The sequence below is a fragment of the Streptomyces sp. Q2 genome (assembly GCF_056820935.1).
Window position 1 is genome coordinate 110,309 of record NZ_JBXEJE010000025.1, and the last position, 23,513, is coordinate 133,821.

Here is a 23,513-nt window from a genome sequence, read left to right on the forward strand (position 1 = left end):
CGGGCGACGGGCGACGGGCGACGGGCGACGGGCGGCCGCCGACCGCCGACCGGCTAGGAGTTGAGCTCGGCGAGCACCCGCAGCGTGTGCCGGTCCGGGGACATCACCAGCAGATCGGTCACCGGCCCCTTGCGCCACGACTCCAGGCGTTCCGCGATGCGTTCGCGCGGTCCGACGAGGGAGATCTCGTCGGCGAACGCGTCCGGCACGGCGAGCACGGCCTCCTCCCGGCGGCCGGACAGGAACAGCTCCTGGATCCGCCGGGCCTCCTCCTCGTACCCCATGCGCGCCATCAGATCGGCGTGGAAGTTGCGGGCCGCGTGCCCCATCCCGCCGATGTAGAAGCCGAGCATCGCCTTGACGGGGAGCAGCCCTTGGGCGACGTCGTCGCAGACCCTCACCTGCGCCATGGGCGCCACGAGGAAGCCCTCCGGCAGGTCGGCCACCGCCGCCCCGTACACCTCGGGCCGGCTCGGCGACCAGTACAGCGGCAGCCAGCCGTCGGCGATCCGGATCGTCTGGGCCACGTTCTTCGGGCCCTCGGCACCGAGCAGGACCGGGAGACCGGGGCGCAGGGGGTGGGTGATGGGCTTGAGCGGCTTGCCGAGACCGGTACCGTCCGCGCCCCGGTAGGGGTGGGAGTGGAAGCGGCCGTCCAGCTCGACCGGCCCGTCGCGCCGGAGGACCTGGCGTACGACGTCGACGTACTCCCGGGTCGCCGTCAGCGGCGACTTGGGGAAGGGGCGGCCGTACCAGCCCTCGACGACCTGCGGGCCGGACAGTCCGAGCCCGAGCATCATGCGGCCGCCGGAGAGGTGGTCCAGGGTGAGGGCGTGCATGGCCGTCGTGGTGGGGGAGCGGGCCGCCATCTGGGCCACCGCCGTGCCGAGTTTGATGCGGGAGGTCTGCGCGGCGATCCAGGTGAGCGGGGTGAACGCGTCCGAGCCCCACGACTCGGCGGTCCACACGGAGTCGTAGCCGAGCCGCTCGGCCTCCCGCACGAGCGGAACATGGTCCGGGTCGGGGCCGCGGCCCCAGTAGCCGAGGGTGAGACCGAGCCGCATAGCTGCCTCCTGACCGGGCGTCAGCCGAGGGGCGACTGTACGACAACGGCCCCCCGCCCGGAAGGGCGAGGGGCCGCACGTCGAAGAACGGGGGGGGTCAGCCGCGCTGGATCCCCGAGGTGTCCTGCAGCACGCCACGACGGCCGTCCTGCGTCTGCGCGACCAGCGCACCGCCGCGCTGCTCGACCGCCAGGTACCAGGTACCGGGGGCCAGTTCGGCGATCGGAGTCGGCGAGCCGTCCTCCGCGAACAGCGGACGCGGCACCGGCACGGCGAACCAGAACGGCGAGAACTCCGGGGACGGCGGCTGAGCCTGCGCCTGCTGCGGCGGCTGAGGCTGCTGCGGCTGGGCGCCGAAGGGCTGACCGGGCTGCGGCTGCCCGCCGTACGGCTGCTGCGGCTGGGCGCCGGGGTAGCCGTAACCACCGGGGGGCTGGGCGCCGTAGGGCTGCGGGGCGGCCGGCTTGGGGGCGGGGATGAGGGCGGCCTGCAGGGCGGGGACCAGGGGGGTGGCGACGGCAGCCGCGGCCATGACCAAGGTGGCGATGAGGGCGAGGATCAGACCGATGCCGGCGCTGACGCCGCTGTCCGAACCGGTGCCGACGTTGTCCGTGCCACCGAGCGGGTCGAAGATGTTCCCGAGCGCGCTCCAGGCGGCGAAAACCGTGAACGCGATGCCGAACTGACCGAGGTCGAGGCCAGCTACCTTGGGGACCTGCGGCAGGCTGTGGGAGACGACGACGAGTGCGGTGCCGATGATGCCCGCGAGGACGACACCCATCAGGACCGGTCCGCTCCCCCAGGAATTGGGGAGTTCGGCGCTGTCGGGAGCCCCATCGATCGCGTAGATGTCGAAGAACGACGCGATGAACAGCAACACCGCTGCTCCGATCACCACGCCGTCGCCTCTAGTGAGGGAGCGGATATTCACTTCAGTCGGTCCTTTGTAGGTCGTCTCGTCGGTCAGGAGGCGTCGCTGTCACCATGTCGCCGTCAGGCCCCGGTGTGAAGCGTGGGGGCGGCCCCTCATCGTGGGGACGACACTATCGTCCGCCCGAACAGGGTGTCCGCCCGGATCAGCCCGCGGATTACCACCCCGCGCAGGAAACTCACGATTCCGTTACTCGAAGTCTCTGTGACTCTCGGCATTCCAGGCGTTTTCGCCTAGAAGGTCCGTGACGGTGTCACTTCAGCGCGTGTTGCGCTTCGGTGTCCTGACGACGGTCTCCCGTTTCCTTCCACCGTTGGTGCGGCAGGCTTGCGCCACCTGCCCGCCCGTCCCGGCCGGTATTGCGGCCGGGACGTTGACGGCGGGTCTTACGGTCGGCTCCACGGGGCTTCGACACGCGGGGCGTGTCCTGGTCTCCGGCCACTCCGGTACCAGTGGTGCAGGCCGCCGCGAGGGCGACCATGTTGCGGGCTGCGTTCTCGTCCCGGTCCAGGACCAGGCTGCAGGTGTCGCAGGTGAAGACTCGGACATGCAGCGGCAGCTTGGCTTTCACCGCGCCGCAGTGCGAGCAGGTCTTTGAGCTGGGGTGCCAGCGGTTGGCCACGATGGTGGGGCAGTCGTTGCGCCGGCCCTTGTAGGTGAGCTGACGGCGGATCTCCCCGAACCCGGCATCGGCCACCCGGCGGGCGAGTCGCTTGTTGCGGAGCATGCCGGCGACGTTGAGGTCTTCGAGCACGACCGTGCCGTACTCGGCGCGCACGCGGGTGGTGAGCTTGTGCAGCGCGTCGGTCCGCAGGTTCGCTACCCGGTGGTGGATCTTGTTGCGTTCGTGGTTGGCCTTCTCCCACCGTTTTGACGGCTTCTGGCCGGTCATGCGGTCCGGCCCCTGCCGCCGGGAGACGCGGCGGGAATGGAACCTCAGCAGCTTGAGGGCGCCGTCCAGGTGCTTCGGGTTCGGCTCGTACCGTGTCTGTCCGGAACTGTCGGCCAGGACCGCGAGGTGTCTCACGCCCAGGTCGATCCCGACCGCCGCGTCGGGCTGGTCGACGTGGGTGATCTCCCGGGCTGTCTCCACCTGGAAGGAGACGAACCAGCGCCCGCGCTCATGTCGGACGGTCGCGGACAGAATGCGCGCCGTGTCGGCCTGGATGCGAGCCAGGAGCTTGATGGTGGGTTCGTGGGTGCGGATCGTGCCCAGTCGGGGCAGGGTGACGTGCCGACTGTCCGGCTCGATTCGGATCGTGCCGGTGGTGAACCGGCAGGCCAGGCGGGCCTTCCGCTTCGTCTTCTGGCGCGGGACACCCACCCTGGCGCCTTTGCGTTTGCCCTGCTTGGACTTGGCGTAGTTGTCGAATGCGGCGGCCGCGTTCGACAGGCCCGTGTTGTAGGCCTCCTTGGAGTTCTCGTGCCACCAGTTGGCGAATCTCGGGTCGGTGGTCTTGACCCGGTTGAACTCCTTGCGCAGCGCGGGCAGTGACCACGGCCGCCATAGCGTCAACTCCTCCTCGAGGATGCCGTAGGAAGCTTCGGCTTTGCGCTGCCACCACGAGGCAGTCACCCAGGAAACGGCCCAGTTGTAGGCGGCGCGGGCGGCACCGCAGTGCGAGCGCAGCGCCCGTTCCTGACCGGCGTTCGGGTCGAGCGCGAACTTGTAGGCCTGCACGACACAGCCGGGTCGCGGCTTGAACTTCCCGCTCACTCGGCAGCCTCCCCCGCTCTGAAGATCCCCCATCGTATTCAACGAGAACCGCACCCAAAGGTCACGTATTCGATGAGGGAACACTAGTTTCGTCAGCGGTGGCGAAGACCCGGGCCCCGGGCCTGCGCTGCGCAGGCGCGCTATCCCGGTCGGGGGACCTCGCACCGGGACGACACAGGTCAAGAGGGGCTGAAATGCACTGATGGATAGTTCAACGGCCGTTGTCTACTTCTTAGACCCTGTCCTACATGGTCAGTTTGAGGAACCGCTTGTAGCAGCAGAGGGCGGATGCCAGCCCGAGAAAGGCCAGGTAGTTGCCTGGTTTCCGCTCGTAGCGGTGGTTGAGACAGCGGTAGCCGGTCAGCCAGGACATGGTGCGTTCGATGACCCATCTGCGTCGGCCGAGTCGCTCGCTGGAGTCGATGCCCTTGCGGGCGATGTGGACGCCGATGCGTTTACCCCATAGCCATCGTCGCAGGTGAGGGATGTCGTACGCCTTGTCTGCATGAAGACGCACGGGTTTGGAGTCGGCCGCGTGGAATTCGTGTCCCATGTGGAAATGGGACAGCATCGGCTTCAGGGCGAGGCTGTCGTGGGTGTTGGCCGCGGAGAGCCCGACCCGTAGGGGCAGTCCGTTCGCGTCGGACAGGACATGCATCTTGGAACCGGGCTTACCCCGGTCCACGGGGCTCGGACCTGCAAGTTCGCCCCCCTTTTAGCCCTCACGTGGGCTGAATCGAGGACCGCCCGAGACAGGTCGACCAGGTCCTGCTCGTCCAGGAGCTGGAGAACTTTCTGATGCAGCCGCCCCCATACTCCGGCGCGAGACCAGATGGCGAAGCGGCGGTGCACGGTCGACTTTGACGCTCCGAAGCACGGTGGCAACGCCCGCCAAGCACAGCCGCTGACCAGAACGTAGATGATCGCGGCAAACACCGCCTCATCATCGATGTTCGCGACCCCGCCGCCCTGCGGACGCACCCGCGCCGGCGGCAACAACGGCCTTGCCAACTCCCACAAGCCGTCCGGTACAGTCCATCCCCACCGTCCACTCCCCATGCCCAACACAACCGCCAACTGACCATGTAGGACACGGTCTTAGACCCTGTCCTACGTGGTGATCGCTCGTTGGGCTGTCTATGGGGCGGGGTACGTGGAGTTGGATTGTTCCGGACGGGCTGTGGGAGATCGCCGAGCCGCTGATCCCACCGTCGAAGGTGCGGCCGCAGGGCGGCGGGACGCAGGACACGCCTGATGAGACGCTGTTCGCGGCGATCATCTACGTGCTGGTCAGCGGTTGTGCCTGGCGGGCGCTGCCGCCATGTTTCGGCATATCAAAGTCGACCGCCCACCGCCGGTTCCTGATCTGGTCGAGAGCCGGCGTCTGGGGGCGGCTGCACGAAGCCGTGCTGCACCGGCTCGACGACGCCGGCCTCGTCGACGTCACCCGCGTCGTCCTGGACACCGCCCACGTCCGGGCTGAAAAGGGGGCGAACACACAGGTCCGAGCCCCGTGGACCGGGGCAAGCCGGGTTCCAAGATGCACGTCCTGTCGGACGCGAACGGACTGCCCCTCCTTGTCGGCGTCTCGGCCGGCAACACCCATGACAGCGAAGGGCTGAAGCCCATGGTCGAGGGTCACCAAACGAGACACGACCCCCACCGCGTGTGCGCCTCACGTTCGCTTCAAATCTGTTACTAGAAGACTGGGCACCGATTTACAGAGCCGGACACATGATCGAGGTTACCTGTGTACACCCATCCCTTTTTCGTGCCGCCGTCAGGGCGAACGAGGATCCAGGGGTTTCCAGCGCTGTTTGTAAAGGAGCACCACGCGAAGACCTTTGCGCCACTGCGAACGATGCCAATGTCATCGCAGTCACTATAAGGGCCAGCCCGTAAATTCAGATCCTTATTGGTTCTGAATACACCGCTAGAATTATTCTCGATAACGCCGCCTTGGTTGCAGTGCCATGGATCCGCGCTAGCGCTGCTAGCGCCAAGCCCAACTCACTCCCTGCCTCTCTATATTTTCTGACGGACCACTCCGTCACCCCTACCCGCGGACCTAGCGACCTCAAGAGGACGGACAAGCTCACGGCGACCTCGCAAGGCGCTGAATCCACTGATCCGCTGCATTAACTAAGCCGACTCGCACGATCTTGCATGCGCAGTCACGAACTGTCGCGAGAAATGAAGCTGGCGTTATGCAACCGTGATGAGCGTCCATAATTGGATACGTGAATTCCGGGCGATTTTTCGAAGTCTCGCATGACATGTCCGGAGGCCTGAGTGAATCTGAGCACCCCTCTAAACGCCCGGATGGAGAACGTGGAGGCGAAGTGGAGAGGGTTGCGGTGCTCCTGCACCACCGCGGCCTAAAGAGCCGGCGTCTTACCACTCCATCGCCCTACCCCGACATCCACAGGGGCGTGCAGTCGGAAGGACACATCGTCCGTGCGCGACAGTGCCGGGTGCCGGGCCGTATTTGGGGGCTGCGGAAGGGTGCTCGGCACTCACAACGAGGAGCGCGGCGAGGCTGCGGGCGAGCGCCAAGTAGGTTGCACGCCATGACTAGCGCCTCACCCGTTTGCCCCGAGTGCGAGCAGCCGCTGAAGGCGGGTGCCTTTGTCCTCAGCGGCCGAGAAGATGCCGCATGCTGTGGCGGTGCCCTAGTCGACATCTCTGGTGGAAGTGGGCTGACCGTGACGATCCGCTGGAGCCCTGCCCGTACCCACAACTCTGGTCCTGACATCCACCGCCGACATCAACGGCGTCGTACAGACGCAGTCTTGGAGAGCCATGCTCGACAACTGCCACCCTGCCGGGACCAGGAACCCAGTCCGTCACCAGGAGCTCCTAAGGCGCCATCTCATTTGGCAAGTCTGCGGTAGCAGATAAGGGTGCAGGCGATGCTGGTGAAGGCCAGGAAGTGCTCGGCTTTGCGCTCGTAGCGGCGGTGCAGTCGACGGCATCCAGCAAGCCAGGACATTGTGCGTTCTATGGTCCAGCGGTGGCGGCCCAGGCGAGTCGAGGACTCGATGCCCTTGCGGGCGATGCGGTGTCTGATGCCGCGCTGGCGTAACCATCGCCGCAGGTGGTCGTAGTCGTATCCCTTGTCGGCGTGGAGTTTTGCCGGTCGGCACCGTCGGCGTCCGCGCCGGGAACGGATCGGCGGTATGCCCTGCACCAGCGGGATCAGCGCCTGGCTGTCATGGAGGTTCGCCCCAGAGATTCCGACGGACAGGGGCAGGCCGGTCCGCTCGGTGATCAGGTGGATCTTCGAGCCGTACTTGCCCCGATCGACAGAATTGGGGCCCGTCAGCTCTCCCTTTTCAGGGCCCGCATGTTCACCGAGTCGATCGCGCAGCGGGACCAGTCCAACTCGCCGCGGGAACCGAGTTCGTCGAGGACCAGGCGGTGCAGTTTGCCCACACCCGCGCCTTGGACCACTCGGCAAACCGCCGGTGAGCCGTCGCTCCCGACGGACCGAACGACGCGGACGGCAACTGCTGCCAGGTGCAGCCCGACGTGGCTACGAACACGATTGCGGCCAGCACCTCCCGGTCACCGTGCCGGCGTCTACCGCCGCCCTGAGGTCGCGATGGAGCCTCCGGGACCACCCGCTGGAATATCTCCCACAACTCATCCGGCACCAGCCGCTCAACGATCGAAACCACGACCGACAGCCTACCGATCCAAATGAGATGACGTCTTAAGGAAACCTGCAATGCCGTCCGAGATCCCCTGCGCCGCCTTCTGCCGCCACGCACCACTGGTCAGCAGTGCCGCGTCCTTGTTATCGCGCATGTTGCCGCACTCGACGAACACCTTGGGAACCGTTGACAGATTGAGACCGCCCAGGTCCGTGCGGGTGTCGAGTCCGGTGCCGTCGCCGATGTAGTTGGAGGGCGCACTGCCCGTGGCGCGGACGAAGTTGCCCGCGATGCGCTCGCCCAGTCCGCGCGAAGGCGCGACGATGGCGCGGGTGTCGGCGGCGCCCGCGTGCACGCTGCCCGGCAGGATGACGTGGAAGCCGCGGTTGCCGGCCGCGGAGCCGTCCGCGTGGACCGAGACGACGGCGTCCGCGTGCGCCGCGTTGCCGATCCGGGCGCGCTCGTCCACGCACGGGCCGTAGGGCCGGTCGCCGTCCTGGGTCAGTTTCACCGTGGCGCCCTGCTCCTGGAGCAGCGTGCGCATCCGGTGGGCGACGTCGAGGGTGAACTCGGCTTCCGCGTAACCGGAGTTGGTGGCCGTGCCCGTGGTGTCGCACTCCTTCGAGTTCGTGCCGATGTCCACCTGGCGGTTGATCTCGGCCGTGTGCCGGAAGTTGCCCGGGTTGTGGCCCGGATCGATGACGACCACCTTGCCCTTGAGGGGGCCGGAGGCGGCGGGCGCGGAGGCGGTGGAGGCCGCGCTCGGGCCCGGCTGCTTGGCGTCGTCGGGGGCGGAGTCCGTCGGCGCGGATGACCGCGCGGAGGCCGACGCGCTCGACGACGCGGGCGTCCCGACCGCCCCCGCCGATCCTCCGTCGGATCCGCCCACCGCCTCGTACACCAGCCAGCCGAGCAGCGCGCCCGGCACGAGGGCGGCGACCGCGACGGTCAGGGGGCCGCGCCGGGAGCGGCGGGGCCGGGGAGGTTCGAAGTCCGGGCCTACGTACGACACGACTGCCACCTTACGGGCCGGCCACCTGCTCCGCGGACCCCGGCGCACCACGGGCCAGGGGGCCTTGGAGTCATGCGGAGGCGATCGTGGACGCGGGTCAGAGTCCCGGCCCGGTCCGCCGCAGCACCCGCAGCGAGTCCGTCACGGAGACCTCCGCGAAGGCACCGGACGCCAGGGCCCGGAGGTAGAGGCGGTAGGGGGCCTGGCCGGTGAACTCGTCCACCGGGTCCGGGAACACGTCGTGGATGACGAGCAGTCCGCCCTCGGCGACATGGGGCGCCCAGCCCTCGTAGTCGGCGTTCGCGTGCTCGTCGGTGTGGCCGCCGTCGATGAAGACCAGGCCGAGGGGGGTGCCCCAGACCTTGGCGACCTGCGGCGAGCGGCCGACCAGCGCCACCACGTGCTCCTCCAGCCCGGCGCGGTGCAGCGTGCGGCGGAAGGTCGGCAGGGTGTCCATCAGGCCGATCTCGCGGTCGACCGTCTCCGGGTCGTGGTACTCCCAGCCCGGCTGCTGTTCCTCGCTGCCCCGGTGGTGGTCGACGGTGAGCGCCGTGACGCCGGCCTCGCGGGCCGCGTCGGCGAGCAGGATCGCGGACCGCCCGCAGTACGTGCCCACCTCTAGAAGTGGCAGGCCGAGTCGCCCGGCCTCCACGGCCGCCGCGTACAGGGCGAGGCCCTCACCGGCGGGCATGAACCCCTTCGCGGCCTCGAAGGCGGCCAGGATCTCGGGCTTGGGGGCCGCGGGCATGAAGGGTCCTCTCGGTCGTACGTCCTTCCGGGCGCCCATGGTGCACCACGCCCCCTCTCCCGACGCACCACACCCCCGTCTCTTGGGCGACGGGGGTGTGAGGAGCGGGCGGTGTCGGGGATCGTCAGGCGGAGACGGTCGCGCTCGGCAGCGGCAGGTCCACAGCGACCTCGCGCTCGTCGCCCGCGTGGGTCGCCGCGGAGGCGAGCGGGCCGTGTCCGGCCGCCTTGGCGGCCAGGACGTACGGACCCTGGGCCGGGACGGCGAGGGTGTAGCTGCCGTCCTCGGCGGAGAGGGTCGCGCCGGCCTGGCGGCCGCTGCGGTCGATCAGGGTGACCTTGGCGCGGGCGACGGGAGTGCCGGCGGCGTCCAGGACGCGTCCCCGGAAGCCGCCGAGAGCCTCCACGGCGCGCTCCAGGTTGGCGTCCTCCTCGCTGCTCGCGCGCAGCTGGGGCTTGGCCGCCGGGCGGTTGCGGGGCAGGAGCAGGGCCATCAGGAGGCCGACCGCCACCGCGCCCGTCGCGATCAGGAAGGAGACCCGGAAGCCGTGCATGGTCGGGATCGCGACGCCGTTCACGTTGTTCGCGGTGTTGGCGAGGACCATGCCGATGACGGCGCTCGACACGGACGTGCCGATGGAACGCATCAGGGTGTTCAGGCCGTTCGCGGCGCCCGTCTCCGACGCCGGGACCGCGCCGACGATCAGCGCGGGCAGGGAGGAGTAGGCGAGGCCGATGCCCGCGCCCAGGATGACCGCGATGACCAGGCTCTGCCAGGGGGCGCTCATCAGGCCGAGGCCGGCGCCGTAGCCGATCGCGATGATCAGCATGCCGAGGATCAGGGTGACCTTGGGGCCGTACTTGGCCGACAGGCGGGCGTACACGGGGGCCGTGAACATCATGGTCAGGCCGAGCGGTGCCACGAGCAGGCCCGCCACGACCATCGACTGGCCGAGGCCGTAGCCGGTGGCCTTGGGCAGCTGGAGGAGCTGGGGCAGGACCAGCGAGACGACGTAGAACGAGACGCCGACCATGATCGAGGCGAGGTTGGTGAAGAGCACCGCCGGGCGGGCCGTGGTGCGCAGGTCCACCAGGGGAGCCTTGACGCGCAGCTCCATCACGCCCCACAGGACGAGGACGACGGCGGACGCGCCGAACAGGCCGAGCGTGGTCCCGGACGTCCAGCCCCAGTCGCTGCCCTTGGTGATCGGCAGAAGGAAGAGGACGAGGCCCACGGAGAGACCGATCGCGCCCGCGACGTCGAAGGTGCCCTTGGCGCGCAGCGGTGACTCCGGCACGACGAGAAGGGTGAGGGCGATGGCCAGGACACCGATGCCGGCCGCGCCGTAGAAGAGGGCGTGCCAGTCGGCGTGCTGGGCGACCAGGGCCGCGGCCGGCAGGGCGAGGCCGCCGCCGACGCCGATCGAGGAGCTCATCAGGGCCATCGCCGAGCCGAGCTTCTCGCGGGGCAGCATGTCGCGCATCAGGCCGATGCCGAGCGGTATCGCGCCCATCGCGAAGCCCTGGAGGGTACGGCCGGCGATCATCGTGAGCAGGTCGCTGGTGAGGGCGCTGACCAGGGCGCCGACGACCATCACCGAGAGGCTGAGGATCAGCATGCGCCGCTTGCCGTAGAGGTCGCCGAGGCGGCCCATGATCGGCGTCGCGACGGCGCCGGAGAGCAGGGTCGAGGTCAGCACCCAGGTGGCGTTGCTCGGCTCGGTGTCCAGCAGCTGCGGCAGGTCCTTGATGACCGGGACGAGCAGGGTCTGCATCACCGCGACCACGATGCCCGCGAAGGCGAGCACCGGGACCACGGTCCCGCTCGCTTTGCGTACGGGCTGGTCGGTCGACGTGTGCGTCATGGAGTGGGGCCTCCAGGCCGGGGGTTCAGGTGGTCCCGTGCGGGATACGTGCAAGGTGAACCCCGTGCGCCGGGGCAACTATTCCGATGCTTCGGCCTCCTAACGAATTCTTTATCTTCTCTTGGGACTGGGCCGGAATGCCGAGGAAGAGGGAGCCAGGAGGGGTCGGGAGCGTGGTGGAGGCGGGAGTGGCGGAGGCGGGTGGTGGGGAGCATGGGGAGGCGGGAGTGGCCGGAGGCGGTTGAGAGCATGACCGGCATGCTCGAAGCCGCTGACGACACCCGCGTCCCCCGTCGCCGTACCGCGCCGCCGACCTGGCTGGTCGTCGCCCTCGCGTGTGCCGGACAGTTCCTGGTCGTGCTCGACGTGTCCGTCGTGAACGTGGCACTGCCGTCGATGCGGCCCGACCTGGGGCTGAGCCAGCAGGGACTCCAGTGGGTCGTCAACGCCTACGCCATCGCCTTCGCCGGGTTCATGCTGCTCGGCGGCCGGGCCGGTGACCTCTACGGCCGCAAGCGGATGTTCCTGGTCGGCCTCGGGCTGTTCACCGTGGCCTCGCTGGGCGGCGGACTCGCCCAGGAGGGCTGGCAGCTGCTGGTGGCCCGCGCCGCGCAGGGACTCGGCGCGGCGGTGCTCGCGCCCTCGACGCTGACCATCCTCACGTCGGCCGTCCCGGAGGGCGCCGCACGCGCGCGTGCCATCGCGACCTGGACGGCGGTCGGCGCGGGCGGCGGGGCGGCCGGCGGACTGGTCGGCGGAATCCTGGTGGACGTGCTGTCCTGGCGCTGGGATTCCGTCGACCCCGGCGATCCGCTCGGCGGAGGGCTCCCCGGTGAACTGGTTCGTGTGCCTGGCGCCGAAGGGGACCGCCTACAAGTCGGTGGAGGTGACGGGGTAGGACGTGGGGGCCGACGCGGTGAGCCCGGCTACAGCCACCCCTGCCGTCGGGCCTCCCGCATCGCCTCCGTGCGGTTGCGGGTGCCTGTCTTGCCGATGGCGGCGGAGAGGTAGTTGCGGACCGTGGACTCCGAGAGGTGGAGCTCGGTGGCGACGTCGGCGACGGTCGCGCCGTCCGCCGAGGCCTTGAGGACGTCGCACTCGCGGGGCGTGAGGGGGTTTGGTCCGGCGCTGAGCGCGGCCGCGGCGAGTGCGGGGTCGATCACGGTCTCGCCGGTCAGGACGCGGCGGATCGCGGCGGCGAGTTCCTCCACGGGGCCGTCCTTGACGAGGAAGCCCGCGGCTCCGGCCTCCATGGCCCGGCGCAGATAGCCGGGCCGGCCGAAGGTGGTGAGGATCAGCACACGGCAGTCGGGTGCCTCGTCGCGGAGCCGGGCGGCGGCGTCCAGGCCGCTCATCCCGGGCAGTTCGATGTCGAGGAGGGCGACATCGGGGCGGTGGGTCAGGGCCGCGTCCACGATGGCGTCCCCGGCCGCCACCTGCGCCACGACCTCGATGTCCGCCTCCATCCCGAGCAGCAGGGCGAGCGCTCCGCGCATCATCCCCTGATCCTCGGCGAGCAGAACTCGGATGGAGGTGGCGGCCCGCTGATCCCGCGGCATCTCGTTCACGACCCAAGGGTAGGGCGCGGGGGCAGGCCGTGCCCTGAGCGGCGGAGCGCTGACCTCACCGGGCGATGCCCTCTGTTGCGCGGTGGCCCCGCTGTTTGCTCGGGGGGTGGGAAGTGGCGCTGCGCTCCGGCGGTCGGGGGCCGGTGCAGGTGCCTGGCCGACTGGTCCCGTCGACTCCGTGGGACTCACGGGCAGTTTGGGGAGGGGAGGCGCTGATTGGACGGTTCAGAGGCCGGCTGTAGGTGCCTTGCCGATGGCCTCCGTCAACTCTGCGGTATTCGTTGGCAGTTTGGGGAGGGGTGGCGCTGATTGGACGGTTCAGAGGCCGGCTGTAGGTGCCTTGCGATGGCCTCCGTCAACTCCGCGGTATCCGTGGGTGGTTTTGCGAGGGGCGGTGCTGGATTGGACGGTCAGGGGTCGGCGTAGGTGCCTCGGCGCCTGCCTCCGTCGACTCCGCGCGGGAGCCACGCGTAGTTCCTGGAGGGCGGCGGCGCTGCGCGGGGCGGTCAGGGGGCCGGCGTACCGACCTCGCCGACTGCCCCCGTCATCTCCACCGCGCCCACCGGCAGGTCCGCGGTCACCACGAACCCGCCCCGCGTCCCCGGACCCGGCCCCGCCTCCAGCGATCCGCCCGCCGCCGCGAGCCGTTCCCTCAACCCCTTCAGTCCTGTGCCGCCGACTCCCGGGGCTGCGGCGAGCGGCTCCGTGGAGGCGGACGGCCCACGGCCGTCGTCCGTGACGCGCAGGCGGGCCCGTTCCGGCGTGCTCTCCACGGCGATCTCGACCCGCGTCGCCCCGCTGTGCCGGACGGCGTTGGTGACCGCCTCGCGGACCACCCAGCCGAGCAGCACCTCCGTCCGGGCGGCGAGAGGCGGGCCGGACCGCAGGACCACGGGATCGATGCCCGCGGCCGGCAGTACCGAGCGGGCCCGGTCGAGTTCGGTGCCGAGGCTGCCCTCGCGGTAGCCGGTCACCGCCTCGCGGATCTCGGTGAGCGCCTGTCGGCCGACGGACTCGATGTCGGTGATCTGGGCCAGTGCCGCCGTCAGGTCACGGTCGGCCAGCCGGCGGGCCGCCTCCGACTTCACCACGATCACCGACATGGTGTGCCCGAGCAGGTCGTGCAGATCGCGGGAGAAGCGCAGCCGTTCCTCCTCGACGGCACGCCGGGCCAGTTGCTCGCGGGCCGCCGTGAGTTCCCGTACGGCCTCGGACAGGGAGAGGATCGCCGCCGTCACCATCGTCGAGATCCAGGTCGCGTACGCGGTGTCGAGGCCGCCCCAGCCCTCGTGGGTGACGGAGGCCGCGGCGGCGAGCAACGCCACGGCCGCGCCGGCCCAGCGAAGCTGCGGCATCCGCACGATCGCGCCCGTCGCGAGGCCGAGCAGGGGGAAGAACAGCAGCCAGTTGCCGCCGTATCCGAAGGCCAGGGCACAGGTCACCAGCCCCATCAGCACCAGCGCCACCCGCGTGGAGACCGCCTCCCGGGCCTCCTTCACGAAGGCGCGGAACGCCACGTAGACGTAGAGGGAGTTGAAGGTGAACAGGCCGAGGCCGCCGATCCAAGGGTTGGGGGTCTCGCCCTGGAAGAGGTTGGAGAGAGAACCCATGCCCATCAGCAGCCAGGGCAGCAGGCTGAAGCCGCTGGGTGCCGGGCCGCGCTGCTCGGGGGCCAGGCCGGCCTTCCGGGGGGCCTTGCACTGGGCCTTGAGTCGGACCTTGTTCTCAGGCATGACCACGACGCTACGCACTCGCCCGCCCGCCCGGCAGATGCGCTTGTACGGACCGAGGCAGGACAAATGTCACGGGACGCCGTTCCGCCGACGACCGACCTGACACTCCGTCAGGAGCCTTCACAACTGTGAGGCGCTGGGCTATACAGGGGTCGCCGGACTGGAACGCGTTCTAGGTCGGCCCCGTGTCGACCTCGGTGCGGCCGACGGTGCGGACGGCCGTACCGAGGTCTCTGAGCCCTCAGGAGCAGGGAGCCCCATGCCCATCGACGCAGCCAAGGCCCTGGCCGCCGAGCCCCGTTCCGGCGAGATCGCCTGGACCGCGAAGGACGTCCAGCTCTACCACCTGGGCATCGGCGCGGGCATCCCCGCCACCGACCCCGACGAGCTGCGCTACACCCTGGAGTCCCGGCTGCACGTCCTGCCGAGCTTCGCCACCGTCGCGGGCGCCGGCTCGCCCGGGGTGATCAGCGGTCTGTCCATGCCCGGCGTCGACGTCGACCTGGCCCGCGTCCTGCACGGCGGCCAGAGCCTGGAGATCCACCGCCCCCTGCCGGTCGAGGGCAGGGCCACCGCGACCTCCCGCATCGCCGGCGTGTACGACAAGGGGAAGGCGGCCGTCCTCGTGATGCGCACCGAGGTCGCCGACGCCGACGGCCCGCTGTGGACCAACGACGCCCAGATCTTCGTCCGCGGAGAAGGCGGCTGGGGCGGCGACCGCGGCCCCTCCGCCCGACTCGAACCACCCGTCGGCGAGCCCGACCGGATCGTCGAGCGCCCGGTCCGCGAGGACCAGGCCCTGCTCTACCGCCTCTCCGGCGACCGGAACCCGCTGCACGCCGACCCGGAGTTCGCCAAGGTCGCCGGGTTCGAGCGGCCCATCCTGCACGGGCTGTGCACGTACGGCATCACGCTCAAGGCGGTCGTCGACACGATGCTCGCCGGGGACGTGACCCGGGTGCGTGGATACGCCACCCGGTTCGCCGGGGTCGTGTACCCGGGCGAGACCCTGCGCGTGCGCATGTGGCGGCAGGAGGGAGCAGTGCGGGTGGCCGTCCACGCGGTCGAGCGGGACGACACCCCGGTCCTGGCCGACACGGTCGTCGAACACTCCTGAGCCACCGGGCCACCGGCCACCGGCCCTCGGCCCCGGCACCAGCCAACGACCACCGCGCCATCGGGCCACCGGCCACCGGGCACCGGGCCCTCGGCCCCGGCCACCGGCCACCGGCCACCGCGCCATCGGGCCACCGGCCACCGGCCCTCGGCCCCGGCCACCAGCCAACGACCACCGGCCACCGGCCCTCGGCCCCGGCCAACGACCACCGCGCCACCGGCCATCGGGCCACCGGCCACCGCGCCACCGGCCACCGGGCCGCCGGCCACCGGGCCGCCGGCCATCCGACCGCCGACCAGGGCCACCGACGACCGACCCACCGACGACCGACCCACCGACGACCGACCCAGCCTCTCGAGGGGAGCCGCACCATGCGCGCAGCCGTACTGCACGAGATCGGCCAGGACAAGCTGGAGGTCCTCGACGACGTCGAGGCGGTGGGGTTCGGCCCCGGCAAGGCGAGGATCCGGGTGCGGGCCACCGGGCTGTGCCACTCGGATTTGTCCGCGATGGGCGGCGTACTGCCGCAGCCGGCGCCGTTCGTGCCCGGCCACGAGGGCGCCGGGGAGATCCTCGAAGTGGGGGAGGGCGTCAGCCATCTGAAGCCCGGCGACCGGGTCGTCGTCTGCTGGCTGCCCGCCTGCGGTGTCTGTCCCGCCTGCAAGCGCGGCCAGACCCAGCTGTGCCTGGCCGGGTTCATGAACGCGGGCACCCCCAACTTCAGGCGCCCCGCCGGTGACGTCTTCGGCTTCGCCGGCACCGGCACCTTCGCCGAGGAGGTCGTGGTCGACGCCGGCTGCGCGGTGCCGATACCGGACGACGTGCCCTTCGACATAGCCGCGCTCATCGGCTGCGGGGTGACGACGGGACTGGGTGCCGCGCTCAACACCGCGGACGTGGAGGCGGGTTCGTCGGTCGCCGTCATCGGCTGCGGTGGTGTCGGCATCTCCGCGATCCAGGGCGCTCGCCTCAAGGGCGCCGCCGAGATCGTCGCGGTCGACCCGGTCGCCTCGCGCCGCGAGTCCGCGCTCAGGTTCGGCGCGACCAGGGCCGTCTCGCCCGACGAACTGGCCGACGCCAAGCAGCAGGTCACCGCCGGTGAGGGCTTCGACTACGTCTTCGAGGTCGTCGGCCGCTCCGCCACCGCCCGCACGGCGTACGACACCACGCGGCGCGGCGGCACCCTGGTCGTCGTCGGCGCGGGCGCCATGGACGACTTCCTCCAGCTCAACATGTTCGAGCTGTTCTTCGACGAGAAGCGGATCCTGCCGTCCATGTACGGCGGCGGGGACGTCCTGCGCTCCTACGAGCGGACCATCGCCCTGTGGCGGGCCGGCCGCGTCGACCTGGACGGCCTGATCACCCACCGGGTGCCGCTGAGCGAGATCAACGAGGCACTCGACCAGATGCGGACGGGGACGGCCCTCCGTACCTGCATCGAGATCTGAGGACCCCGGATGTCACTGCCACTGGAGGGACTCTCCGCGATCGTCACCGGCGCGGGCCGCGGCCTCGGCCGGGCCGAGGCGCTGGAGCTGGCCCGGCTCGGCGCGGCCGTCGTCGTCAACGACTTCGGGCAGCCCGGCCGGGACGGCTCGGGCGAAGCCTCCGCCGCCCCCGCCGAACAGGTCGCCGCCGAGATCCGCACGGCCGGCGGAAAGGCCCTCGCCCACACCGGGGACGTCGCCGACTTCCGACAGGCGGAAGAACTGGTCGCGTCGGCGATCGCCGAGTTCGGCAAGCTGGACATCCTGGTCAACAACGCGGGCATCCTGCGCGACCGCATGGTGTTCTCGATGACCGAGGACGAGTGGGACGCGGTGATCCGCGTCCACCTCAAGGGCCACTTCAACACCACCCACTTCGCGGCCGCGCACTGGCGCCAGCGGTCCAAGGCGGCCGACGGTCCGGTGTACGGGCGGATCGTGAACACCTCCTCGGAGGCGTTCCTCGCGGGATCCGCCGGCCAGCCCAACTACGCGGCGGCGAAGGGAGGCATCGTCGGGCTCACCACGTCGACGGCCCTCGCGCTCGCCAAGTACGGCGTGACCGCCAACGCGATCTGCCCGCGCGCCCGCACCCGGATGACCGAGGACGTCTTCGCCGGGTTCGAGCAGCCCGCCGACGGACTGGACCCCCTCGCCCCCGAGCATGTCGCCCCGCTCGTCGGCTACTTGGCCTCGCCCGCTGCCGCCCGGGTCAACGGCCAGCTGATCGTCGTACACGGCGGCATGGTCGCGATCGTCGAACGGCCGCGCGTCCAGGCCAAGTTCGACAGCAAGCAGGACACGTTCACGTACGACGAACTGGACGCGCTGCTCACCCCGCACTACGCGCAGCGGCCGCCGGGGGAGACCTTCGCGGCGGCGGACGTACTGGGGCTGCGGCGCTCGTGACGCCGGACGGGCGGGGTCCGGCGTTGTGACCCGACGCGACGGTCCGATCCAACGCGACGGCCCCCGGCATCCATGGATGCCGGGGGCCGTGGAAAAGAAGCCGAGTGCCTGAGGCTTCGTCAGGCCGCGTACTCGGTCTGCGTCTGCTCGACCGGCTTGCGGTGACGACCGCGGGGGGCCGCCTGGGCGGCCGTCTCGCCGTCGTGCTGCACCGAAACCGGACCCCGGTGCCGGCCGTGGCCGGTGGACTCCTGGACGTCGGCAGTGTGCTGGTTCGTGCTGGCGTCACTCATCGGAAAACTCACCCCGTCAACATGATCTTTCAAACAGCCGGGCGAGTTTAACCGGCGCCCCACACCCCCGATCCAGGCGGCCACGCCAACCGCCACTACTTCGTTACAAGACGCCCCAACGGCGCTTCCTGAAGCGGCACAGGGTGCAGCGCGACGGGGCCCGGAGGGTCCGGTTCCGACGGCTCGCCGGACGCCGGAAGCCACGTCCCCGACGGCGACTCAGCGGCCGTACCGTCCCGGGCCGGACCCTCCGCCCCCGTGCCCCCCGCTTCCCTCGTCGTCCCCGGCGCCCCCGGCGCCCCCGGCGCCCCCGTGCCCCCCGCGTCCCTCGCTTCCTCCGAGGGCGCTGCCACGCGCGCCACCCCGCACGGCGCCTCGGCCGTCGCGTACGGCAGGTGGAGCACCCCGTCCCCGGTCCAGAGTCCCGCGCCCGCCAACCATCCCTGGGGCGGCGGGACATGGTGCATCCGGCGCTGCGCGGGCCGCCACACCCCGACCCAGCTGCCGACCGGGCCGTCGACCCGCAAGGCCACCGCGCAGCTCTCCGGCGTCAGCACCTGCCCGGGCTGGATGGCGAACGGCGTGACCGTGCAGTCGGGCACCCGCAGGCACTCCGGGAAGCGCACCGGCAGGGTGCTGCCCAGGACCCCCCAGCCCAGCCGGTCGTGCCCCGGCGACGGCGCGTCCGAGCGGATCAGCAGCAGTCCGCTGTCCGGGTCGGCGAGCAGCAGCCGGTCGTCGCTGTCCGCCGCGATCTGGAGCAGCGGCGAGACCTCGCCGCCGCGCTCCAGGTCGACCACGACGGCCTTCGTACGGCCGCCGACCTCCCGGTCCAGGGCCAGCATCCGACCGGCGTGGTCGAGCCACACCCCGCCCGAACAGCGCCCCGGCACCTCGGCGAGGTGCTCCGGCCCGAACGCGCCGCCGGCGACCAGCCACACCGCGCTGGAGCGCCGGCCCACGGCGACGGCGTACGCCTTCTCGCCACCGGGTGCCGGCGGCAGCAGCCTCAGCCGGGTGCCCTCGTCGGGGCACTCGACCGCGCCCAGCGGCAGCTCGCCGGTGCCGGGGCCGGTCGGGTAGAGGAGCGAGAAGGTGTGCCGTCCGCCCGCGAGGCGCCGGATGAGGACCCGTCCGTCACCCATCGGCTGCACCTCGGTGCCGGGCTCCTCGGGCTGGTTGCCGGGCAGCGGCACCGCGTACGGCTCGGGGCCGTCCAGCGTCCAGCGCTCCGGGAACCAGGAGTCGCCGTCCCGCGTGAGGCGGGCGGCGTAGGCACCGTCCGCCGTGATGGCGCACTCCGGCCGCGGGGCACCATCCGCGTCTTCCGCCGAAGGCTCGATCGCACAGGCCGTCATCGTCTGGTCACCTCCGGCAACGAAGCTAGTTTGCGTACGCACACACGGGGGACCGGCGAGCTGTCACTTCACACAAAGGAGTGGCCCAGGAACGATTCGCCTGAGGAACCCGGGGCGACTGTGCTGGGCGGAGCAACCGACGGCGGCACCGGTTCAGTGGCGGAGAACAGCCAGGTAGCCTTTCCTCGTGCCCCGTCTGTCTGAAGTCATCACCGCGCTGGAGAACCTGTGGCCCGCCGCGCGGGCCGAGTCCTGGGACGCGGTCGGCACCGTCGTGGGCGACCCCGACCAGGAGGTCACGCGGGTCCTGTTCGCCGTCGACCCGGTCCAGGAGATCGTCGACGAGGCGGTGAAGCTGGGAGCCGGCCTGCTGGTCACCCACCACCCCCTCTACCTGCGCGGTACGACGACGGTCGCGGCCTCCACCGTCAAGGGCCGCGTGGTGCACACGCTGATCAAGAACGACATCGCGCTGCACGTCGCCCACACCAACGCCGACAAGGCGGACCCGGGCGTCTCCGACGCCCTCGCCGGGGCGCTCGACCTGCGCGTCGTACGACCCCTGGTGCCGGACCCCACCGACCCCGACGGCCGCCGCGGCCTCGGCCGGATCTGCGAACTCGACCACCCGCTGACCGTCCGCGAACTCGCCGCCCGCGCCGCCGAACGGCTGCCCGCCACCGCGCAGGGCATCCGGGTGGCGGGCGACCCCGAGGCCGTGGTCCGCACGGTCGCCGTGAGCGGCGGCTCGGGCGACAGCCTCTTCGACGACGTCCGCGCGGCCGGTGTCGACGCCTTCCTCACCGCGGACCTGCGTCACCACCCGGCGTCGGAGTTCGTCGCGGTGCACGCCCACAGTCCCCTCGCGCTGCTCGACGCGGCGCACTGGGCCACCGAGTGGCCCTGGTGCGAGCTGGCCGCCACCCAGCTCGACGAGATCTCCGACCGCAACGGATGGGACCTTCGCGTCCACGTCTCCAAGACGGTCACCGACCCTTGGACCGCCCACGCGGCGTCCGTCACCGCCACCAAAAACCTGGGAGCCCCCAACTGAACGCCGCGCCCGCCGACCAGATCCGCCTTCTCGACGTCCAGGACCTCGACGTCCGTCTGCAGCAGCTCGCGCACAAGCGCAGGTCGCTGCCCGAGCACGCCGAGATCGAGGCGTTGACCAAGGACCTGACCCAGCTGCGCGACCTCCTCGTGGCCGCGCAGACCGAGGAGAGCGACACCGCCCGCGAGCAGATCAAGGCCGAGCAGGACGTGGACCAGGTGCGCCAGCGCGCCGCCCGCGACCAGCAGCGCCTGGACTCCGGCGCGGCCACCTCCCCCAAGGACCTCGAGAACCTCCAGCGCGAGATCGCCTCCCTCGCCAAGCGGCAGGGCGACCTGGAGGACGTCGTCCTCGAGATCATGGAGCGCCGCGAGTCCGCGCAGGAGCGAGCCGCCGAGCTGACCGAGCGGGTCGCCTCCGTCGAGTCGAAGATCGAGGACGCGACGGCCCGCCGGGACGCCGCCTTCGAGTCCCTCGACAGCGAGGCGGCCACGGCGACGAAGGAGCGCGAGGTCATCGCCGCCACGATCCCCGCGGACCTGCTCAAGCTCTACGACAAGCTGCGCGCCCAGCAGGGCGGCGTCGGCGCGGCCAAGCTCTACCAGCGCACGTGCCAGGGCTGCCGCCAGGAGCTCGCGATCACCGACTTCAACGAGGTCCGCGCGGCGGCGCCCGACACGGTCGTCCGCTGCGAGAACTGCCGCCGCATCCTGGTGCGCACGTCCGAGTCGGGTCTCTAGGGCCACGGTAATCCGGTAAGGGGCTTTGGGCGTGCGGGAGTTCATCGTCGAGGCCGACGGCGGGTCACGGGGCAACCCGGGGCCCGCGGGCTACGGATCCGTGGTGATCGACGCGGCGACGGGGGAGACCCTCGCCGAGGCGGCCGAGTACCTCGGCACCACCACGAACAACGTGGCCGAGTACCGGGGCCTGGTGGCCGGCCTGCGCGCCGCGCACGCACTCGACCCCACGGCCAAGGTCCATGTCCGCATGGACTCCAAGCTCGTCGTCGAGCAGATGTCGGGCCGCTGGAAGATCAAGCACCCCGACATGAAGCCGCTGGCGGCGGAGGCGGCACGGATCTTCCCGGCCTCCCAGGTGACGTACGAGTGGATCCCCCGCGAGCAGAACAAGCACGCGGACCGGCTGGCCAACGAGGCGATGGACGCGGGCAAGCGGGGCGAGCAGTGGTCGGCCGCGGCATCCACGGCCGAACTGGACGCGCGCGCGGCGAGAGCGGCGCGTGCGGCGGCTCCTGAGCCTGCGGGCCCGCCGGGGGACGCGGCTGCGGGCGCGGCGCGTGCGCGTGCGGCCATGGCAGGCGGGCGGGATACGGCGGCGACCGGCGCGGGTGGCGCGGCGGCGACCGCTGAGGTCGGGACGGCGGCGACCAGCGCGAGTGGGACGGCGGCGACCGCCGGGGTCGGGACGCTGAAGACCGCTGGGATCGGGAAGCCGACGACCGCCGCGGTCGGGACGACGGCGTCCACTGCGGCTTCTTCTTCTCCTACGCCCGGTTCTTCCCGCCGAGGAGCGGCGGAGCCCCATGGCGGACACCACGGCGGGGATCCACTCGACGGCGGAGCCGCGAAGGCCGACGCCGATGTGCGGGCCGCGAAGGCCGTGGCATCGCCGGGATGGGGTGCGGCCGACATGGGCGCGCCCGCGACTTTCGTTCTCCTGCGGCACGGGGAGACGCCCCTGACCCCCCAGAAGCGGTTCTCCGGGAGCGGTGGGAGTGATCCCTCCCTCTCCGACATCGGCCGGGAGCAGGCGGAGCGGGTCGCCGCGGCGCTCGCCCGGCGCGGCACCGTCCAGGACATCGTCGTCTCGCCCCTGGCCCGTACCCGCGAGACCGCCGCAGCCGTCGCCGCCCGCCTCGGCCTTGAGGTGCGCGTCGACGAGGGCCTGCGCGAGACGGACTTCGGTGCCTGGGAGGGCCTCACCTTCGGCGAGGTCCGTGAGCGCTTCCCGGACGACCTGAACAGGTGGCTGGCCGACCCGGAGGCCGAGCCCACCGGTGGCGGCGAGAGCTTCGCGGCGACCGCCACCCGGATCGCCGCGACCCGTGACAGGCTGGTCGCGGCGTACGCGGGCCGCACGGTCCTGCTCGTCACCCACGTCACGCCGATCAAGACGTTCGTACGACTCGCCCTCGGCGCCCCGCCCGAGTCCCTGTTCCGCATGGAACTGTCGGCGGCCTCCCTGTCGGCGGTGGCGTACTACGCGGACGGCAACGCCAGCGTCCGGCTCCTCAACGACACGTCCCACCTGCGCTGACACCAAGGCCCGCCGCCGCGCGCGCCAGCTCCTCGATCCGCCCCCAGTCCCGCGCCGCCACCGCGTCGGCCGGAAGCATCCAACTCCCGCCCACGCAGCCGACGTTGGGCAAGGACAGATACTCCGGCGCCGACTCGATCCCGATCCCGCCCGTCGGACAGAACCGCGCCTGCGGCAACGGCCCCGCCAGCGACCGCAGATACGCCGTACCGCCCGCCGCCTGCGCCGGGAAGAACTTCATCTCCCGCACTCCGCGCTCCAACAGCGCCACGACCTCCGACGTCGTCGACACCCCCGGCAGGAACGGCACCCCGGACGCCCCCATCGCCTCCAGCAGTACGTCCGTCCAGCCCGGGCTCACCAGAAAACGCGCCCCCGCCCCCACTGCCCGCGTGACCTGCGCCGGAGTCAGCACCGTGCCCGCGCCGACCACCGCCCCCGCCACCTCCCCGGCGATGGCCCGGATCGCGTCGAGCGCGGCGGGCGTCCGCAGCGTCACCTCGATCGCGGGCAGCCCTCCGGCGACCAGCGCCCGGGCGAGCGGTACGGCGTCGGAGGCGTCCTCGATGACGACGACGGGCACGACGGGGGCGAGGTCCAGGAGTGACGGGGCCATGGCGTCATCCTGCCCTCGGCTTGCAACATGCGCAAAGGTCATTGCGCATGCTGCAACGACGGTAGGGCTATTGGCCGTGCGCGGAAGCTTCGTCCTGGCCGGAAGC

19 protein-coding genes and 3 pseudogenes are annotated in these 23,513 nt (G+C 71.1%); 8 read left to right on the forward strand and 14 right to left on the reverse strand.

Annotation, left to right across the window (positions count from 1 at the left end; translation table 11 throughout):
* Nucleotides 1-53 precede the first annotated feature (53 nt).
* The 4 genes from ACWBNA_RS27355 to ACWBNA_RS27370 all read right to left on the reverse strand — a co-directional run bounded on the left by ACWBNA_RS27355 (nucleotide 54) and on the right by ACWBNA_RS27370 (nucleotide 4,771).
* Nucleotides 54-1,064, reverse strand: a complete 1,011-nt coding sequence (locus ACWBNA_RS27355) for an LLM class F420-dependent oxidoreductase (protein ID WP_482707179.1) — start codon at nucleotides 1,062-1,064, stop codon at nucleotides 54-56.
* A gap of 97 nt (nucleotides 1,065-1,161) precedes the next feature.
* Nucleotides 1,162-1,995 (reverse strand): DUF5336 domain-containing protein, encoded by an 834-nt coding sequence (locus ACWBNA_RS27360; RefSeq protein ID WP_482707180.1) that lies wholly within the window; start codon nucleotides 1,993-1,995, stop codon nucleotides 1,162-1,164.
* Nucleotides 1,996-2,248: 253 nt separating this feature from the next.
* The gene (tnpB, locus tag ACWBNA_RS27365) at nucleotides 2,249-3,712 is read right to left on the reverse strand and encodes an IS607 family element RNA-guided endonuclease TnpB (protein WP_482707181.1); all 1,464 of its coding nucleotides are present in this window, start codon (nucleotides 3,710-3,712) and stop codon (nucleotides 2,249-2,251) included.
* A 244-nt stretch (nucleotides 3,713-3,956) separates the two neighbouring features.
* A protein-coding gene (locus ACWBNA_RS27370) for an IS5 family transposase (RefSeq protein ID WP_482707182.1) occupies nucleotides 3,957-4,771 on the reverse strand; the annotation gives its coding sequence in 2 pieces (ribosomal slippage) (nucleotides 3,957-4,429 and nucleotides 4,429-4,771; 816 coding nt in all).
* 80 nt (nucleotides 4,772-4,851) lie between these two features.
* On the opposite strand from ACWBNA_RS27370, the pseudogene ACWBNA_RS27375 reads away from it, so the two are divergent.
* Nucleotides 4,852-5,378, forward strand: a pseudogene (locus tag ACWBNA_RS27375) (IS5 family transposase); the annotation flags it as partial.
* A gap of 32 nt (nucleotides 5,379-5,410) precedes the next feature.
* On the opposite strand, the gene ACWBNA_RS27380 reads toward ACWBNA_RS27375, so the two are convergent.
* The 5 genes and pseudogenes from ACWBNA_RS27380 to ACWBNA_RS27400 all read right to left on the reverse strand — a co-directional run bounded on the left by ACWBNA_RS27380 (nucleotide 5,411) and on the right by ACWBNA_RS27400 (nucleotide 10,992).
* Nucleotides 5,411-5,662 carry an SH3 domain-containing protein gene (locus ACWBNA_RS27380; protein ID WP_482707229.1) on the reverse strand — a complete coding sequence of 84 codons (252 nt, stop codon included), beginning with the start codon at nucleotides 5,660-5,662 and terminating at the stop codon, nucleotides 5,411-5,413.
* A 922-nt stretch (nucleotides 5,663-6,584) separates the two neighbouring features.
* Nucleotides 6,585-7,383: pseudogene (locus ACWBNA_RS27385) on the reverse strand (IS5 family transposase).
* A 19-nt stretch (nucleotides 7,384-7,402) separates the two neighbouring features.
* Entirely contained in the window at nucleotides 7,403-8,380 is a 978-nt protein-coding gene (locus ACWBNA_RS27390; RefSeq protein ID WP_482707183.1) for an N-acetylmuramoyl-L-alanine amidase, read from the reverse strand.
* Nucleotides 8,381-8,477: 97 nt separating this feature from the next.
* The gene (locus ACWBNA_RS27395; protein WP_482707184.1) at nucleotides 8,478-9,128 is read right to left on the reverse strand and encodes a class I SAM-dependent methyltransferase; all 651 of its coding nucleotides are present in this window, start codon (nucleotides 9,126-9,128) and stop codon (nucleotides 8,478-8,480) included.
* 124 nt (nucleotides 9,129-9,252) lie between these two features.
* Nucleotides 9,253-10,992, reverse strand: a complete 1,740-nt coding sequence (locus ACWBNA_RS27400) for an MFS transporter (RefSeq protein WP_482707185.1) — start codon at nucleotides 10,990-10,992, stop codon at nucleotides 9,253-9,255.
* A 249-nt stretch (nucleotides 10,993-11,241) separates the two neighbouring features.
* Here ACWBNA_RS27400 and ACWBNA_RS27405 point away from each other — a divergent pair.
* A pseudogene (locus ACWBNA_RS27405) lies at nucleotides 11,242-11,781 on the forward strand (MFS transporter); the annotation flags it as partial.
* Between the two features lie 137 nt (nucleotides 11,782-11,918).
* Here ACWBNA_RS27405 and ACWBNA_RS27410 read toward each other — a convergent pair.
* Both ACWBNA_RS27410 and ACWBNA_RS27415 read right to left on the reverse strand, forming a co-directional pair.
* Entirely contained in the window at nucleotides 11,919-12,551 is a 633-nt protein-coding gene (locus ACWBNA_RS27410) for a response regulator (RefSeq protein ID WP_482707230.1), read from the reverse strand.
* Between the two features lie 515 nt (nucleotides 12,552-13,066).
* Nucleotides 13,067-14,293, reverse strand: a complete 1,227-nt coding sequence (locus ACWBNA_RS27415; protein WP_482707186.1) for a sensor histidine kinase — start codon at nucleotides 14,291-14,293, stop codon at nucleotides 13,067-13,069.
* Between the two features lie 259 nt (nucleotides 14,294-14,552).
* On the opposite strand from ACWBNA_RS27415, the gene ACWBNA_RS27420 reads away from it, so the two are divergent.
* The 3 genes from ACWBNA_RS27420 (at nucleotide 14,553) to ACWBNA_RS27430 (ending at nucleotide 17,806) form a co-directional block, all read left to right on the forward strand.
* A complete protein-coding gene (locus ACWBNA_RS27420) occupies nucleotides 14,553-15,410 on the forward strand; it encodes a MaoC/PaaZ C-terminal domain-containing protein (protein ID WP_482707187.1) in 858 nt (285 codons plus the stop codon).
* Nucleotides 15,411-15,781: 371 nt separating this feature from the next.
* Complete coding sequence (locus tag ACWBNA_RS27425) at nucleotides 15,782-16,858, forward strand: Zn-dependent alcohol dehydrogenase (protein WP_482707188.1); 1,077 nt, start codon at nucleotides 15,782-15,784, stop codon at nucleotides 16,856-16,858.
* Nucleotides 16,859-16,867: 9 nt separating this feature from the next.
* Complete coding sequence (locus ACWBNA_RS27430; RefSeq protein ID WP_482707189.1) at nucleotides 16,868-17,806, forward strand: 3-oxoacyl-ACP reductase; 939 nt, start codon at nucleotides 16,868-16,870, stop codon at nucleotides 17,804-17,806.
* A 119-nt stretch (nucleotides 17,807-17,925) separates the two neighbouring features.
* Here the strand turns inward: ACWBNA_RS27430 and ACWBNA_RS27435 are convergent, their stop codons facing one another.
* Together ACWBNA_RS27435 and ACWBNA_RS27440 are read right to left on the reverse strand one after the other, a co-directional pair.
* Nucleotides 17,926-18,099 (reverse strand): hypothetical protein, encoded by a 174-nt coding sequence (locus ACWBNA_RS27435; protein WP_482707190.1) that lies wholly within the window; start codon nucleotides 18,097-18,099, stop codon nucleotides 17,926-17,928.
* Between the two features lie 95 nt (nucleotides 18,100-18,194).
* Nucleotides 18,195-19,457 (reverse strand): hypothetical protein, encoded by a 1,263-nt coding sequence (locus ACWBNA_RS27440; protein WP_482707192.1) that lies wholly within the window; start codon nucleotides 19,455-19,457, stop codon nucleotides 18,195-18,197.
* A 187-nt stretch (nucleotides 19,458-19,644) separates the two neighbouring features.
* On the opposite strand from ACWBNA_RS27440, the gene ACWBNA_RS27445 reads away from it, so the two are divergent.
* The 3 genes from ACWBNA_RS27445 to ACWBNA_RS27455 are packed head-to-tail and all read left to right on the forward strand — an operon-like array spanning nucleotide 19,645 to nucleotide 22,791.
* The gene (locus ACWBNA_RS27445; RefSeq protein ID WP_482707193.1) at nucleotides 19,645-20,511 is read left to right on the forward strand and encodes a Nif3-like dinuclear metal center hexameric protein; all 867 of its coding nucleotides are present in this window, start codon (nucleotides 19,645-19,647) and stop codon (nucleotides 20,509-20,511) included.
* Nucleotides 20,508-21,251, forward strand: coding sequence for a zinc ribbon domain-containing protein (locus tag ACWBNA_RS27450; protein WP_482707231.1), 744 nt, complete (start codon nucleotides 20,508-20,510; stop codon nucleotides 21,249-21,251). Before ACWBNA_RS27445 ends, ACWBNA_RS27450 begins: the two co-directional genes overlap by 4 nt.
* A 31-nt stretch (nucleotides 21,252-21,282) precedes the next feature.
* A complete protein-coding gene (locus ACWBNA_RS27455; RefSeq protein WP_482707194.1) occupies nucleotides 21,283-22,791 on the forward strand; it encodes a bifunctional RNase H/acid phosphatase in 1,509 nt (502 codons plus the stop codon).
* Here ACWBNA_RS27455 and eda read toward each other — a convergent pair.
* Nucleotides 22,766-23,407, reverse strand: a complete 642-nt coding sequence (gene eda, locus ACWBNA_RS27460) for a bifunctional 4-hydroxy-2-oxoglutarate aldolase/2-dehydro-3-deoxy-phosphogluconate aldolase (RefSeq protein ID WP_482707195.1) — start codon at nucleotides 23,405-23,407, stop codon at nucleotides 22,766-22,768. The two genes, ACWBNA_RS27455 and eda, sit on opposite strands and share 26 nt — an antisense overlap.
* Nucleotides 23,408-23,513: the final 106 nt, after the last annotated feature.